The sequence below is a fragment of the Streptomyces sp. NPDC049577 genome (assembly GCF_040675635.1).
Lineage (GTDB): Bacteria > Actinomycetota > Actinomycetes > Streptomycetales > Streptomycetaceae > Streptomyces.
In genome coordinates, this window is record NZ_JBFAPH010000525.1 from 1 (window position 1) to 2,691 (window position 2,691).

Here is a 2,691-nt window from a genome sequence, read left to right on the forward strand (position 1 = left end):
CGTACGGGCAGGGCAGCCGGTCCAGCACGTCCACCGACACCGGCACGGCGGCCTGCGCCACCAGGGCCTGCGCCGTGCGCCGCCACCCAGGCCCTGCTGATGAACAGCGCCGACTACGCCGAGTTCCACGCCGCCTTCACCCAGCGGCGCCCGCCGAAGTGGCGGGGGCGATGAGCATGCGCGTCGCGGTCATCGGCGGCGGACCCGGCGGCCTCTACGCCGCCGCCCTCCTCAAACGCCACGACCCCGCCCGGGAGATCACCCTCTGGGAGCGCAACGCCCCCGACGACACCTTCGGCTTCGGCGTCGTCCTCTCCGACGAGACCCTCGGCGGCATCGAGAGCGCCGACCCCGCCGTCCACGCCGCCCTCCGGCGCGAGTTCCGGCGCTGGGACGACATCGACGTCGTGCACCGCGGCACCCTGCTGCGCTCCGGCGGCCACGGCTTCGCCGCCGTCGGCCGGCACCGGCTCCTCGCCGTCCTCCACGACCGCTGCCGCGCCCTCGGCGTCGACCTCCGCTTCCGCACCGAGGCACCGCCCGCCGCACGGCTGGCGGACGCCTACGACCTCGTCATAGCCGCCGACGGCGTGCACAGCAGCACCCGCGACGCCCACCGGGACGTCTTCCGCCCCACCCTCACCACCCACCGCTGCCGTTACATCTGGCTCTCCGCCGGCTTCGCCCTCGACGCCTTCCGCTTCGAGATAGCCGAGACCGAGCACGGGGTCATGCAGCTGCACGCCTATCCGTACGCGCCGCACGCGAGCACCGTCATCGTCGAGATGCGCGAGGAGGTCTGGCGCCGCGCCGGCCTCGACCGGTGCGACCGCAGGGCCTCCCTCGACCTGTGCGCCAAGTACTTCTCCGACCTCCTCGGCGACCGCCCGCTGCGCTCCAACCGCTCCGAATGGACCGCCTTCCGCACGGTCGTCAATGAGCGCTGGTGGCACGGGAACACCGTGCTGCTCGGCGACGCCGCCCACACCGCCCACTTCTCCATCGGCTCCGGCACCAAGCTCGCCGTCGAGGACGCCGTCGCCCTCGCCCACCGGCTGGAGCGGCACACCGGCGTCCCCGAGGCCCTGGCGGCGTACGAGGCCGAGCGGCGGCCGGTCGTCGAGTCCACCCAGCGCGCGGCGCGGGCCAGCCTGGAGTGGTTCGAGGACCTCGCCGTCCACGTCGGCGCACCGCCGCACCGGTTCGCCTTCGGCCTGCTCACCCGCAGCCGCCGCGTCACCCACGACAACCTCCGGCTGCGCGATCCCCGCTTCGTCACCGCCGTCGAGGACGAGGCGGGCGTCCCGCCCGGCACGCCCCCCATGTTCACCCCGTTCCGGCTGCGCGGGCTGACCCTGCGCAACCGCGTCGTCGTCTCGCCCATGGACATGTACTCCGCCGTCGACGGCACACCGGGCGACTTCCACCTCGTCCACCTCGGCGCCCGCGCCCTCGGCGGCGCCGGCCTGGTCATGACCGAGATGGTCTGCGTCAGCCCCCGCGGCCGCATCACACCCGGCTGCACGGGCCTGTACGCGCCCGAGCACGAGACCGCCTGGCGGCGGATCACCGACTTCGTCCACGAGCGCGCGCCCGGCACCGCCATCGGCGTCCAGCTCGGCCACTCCGGCCGCAAGGGCTCCACCCGGCTCATGTGGGAGGGCATCGACCAGCCGCTGCCCGACGGCAACTGGCCCCTCGTCGCCGCCTCACCACTGCCCTACCGGCCCGGCGTCAACCAGACCCCGCACGCCCTGACCGCCGAAGGGATGGCCGCCGTCCGCGACGAGTTCGTCCGCGCCGCCGAAGCCGCCGCCCGCGCCGGCTTCGACCTCCTCGAACTCCACTGCGCGCACGGCTATCTGCTCTCCGGCTTCCTCTCCCCGCTGACCAACCACCGCGACGACGCCTACGGCGGCACCCTGGCCGGCCGGCTGCGCTTCCCCCTGGAGGTCTTCGACGCGGTACGGGCCGTCTGGCCCGGCGAGCGCCCCATGACCGTGCGGATCTCCGCCACCGACTGGGCGCCCGGCGGCACCACCGGCGACGACGCGGTGGACATCGCCCGCGCCTTCGCCGAGCACGGCGCCGACGCGATCGACGTCTCCACCGGCCAGGTCGTCCCGGACGAACGCCCCGCGTACGGGCGCTCCTACCAGACGCCGTTCGCGGAACGGATCCGCCGGCTGGCACGGGTGCCGGTCATCGCGGTGGGGGCGATCTCGTCATGGGACGACGTGAACTCGATCGTGCTCGCGGGACGAGCGGACCTGTGCGCGCTGGGGCGCCCGCACTTGTACGACCCCCACTGGACGCTGCACGCGGCCGCCGAGCAGGGGTATGCGGGGGAGGGGGCGGCATGGCCGGTGCCGTACCGCTCGGGCAGCCGAAAGCCGCCGGTGGGGCGCAGATCGTGAGCCGGGGGCTCCGCCCCCGGCCCCGGACCGCGCTCCGCGCGGTGTCCTCAGACGCCGGACGGGCTGAAAAACGTGCCCGCCCCCGCTCCTACGCCAGCGCCAACGCCACGAACTGCGCCCCCGCATCCCGCAGTCGCGCGTGCAACGCCGAGAACACCCGCTGCGCCCGCCCTCCCGGTCACCCCCACGGCCGCCGCGACCGCCGCGCCGATCCGTCCCGGATCGGTGACCGGGACCAGATCGACGAAGCACACCCCGTCGGCGAAGTCGCCGG

The 2,691-nt window shown here is 74.7% G+C and carries 1 protein-coding gene and 2 pseudogenes; 2 read left to right on the top strand and 1 reads right to left on the bottom strand.

What is annotated here, in order from left to right; translation table 11 throughout:
- Window positions 1–78: 78 nt before the first annotated feature.
- Both AB0K09_RS32100 and AB0K09_RS32105 read left to right on the top strand, forming a co-directional pair.
- Window positions 79–174, top strand: a pseudogene (locus AB0K09_RS32100) (enoyl-CoA hydratase); the annotation flags it as partial.
- Between the two features lie 2 nt (window positions 175–176).
- The gene (locus AB0K09_RS32105; RefSeq protein WP_366068916.1) at window positions 177–2,417 is read left to right on the top strand and encodes a bifunctional salicylyl-CoA 5-hydroxylase/oxidoreductase; all 2,241 of its coding nucleotides are present in this window, start codon (window positions 177–179) and stop codon (window positions 2,415–2,417) included.
- Window positions 2,418–2,464: 47 nt separating this feature from the next.
- On the opposite strand, the pseudogene AB0K09_RS32110 reads toward AB0K09_RS32105, so the two are convergent.
- A pseudogene (locus tag AB0K09_RS32110) lies at window positions 2,465–2,691 on the bottom strand (hypothetical protein); the annotation flags it as partial.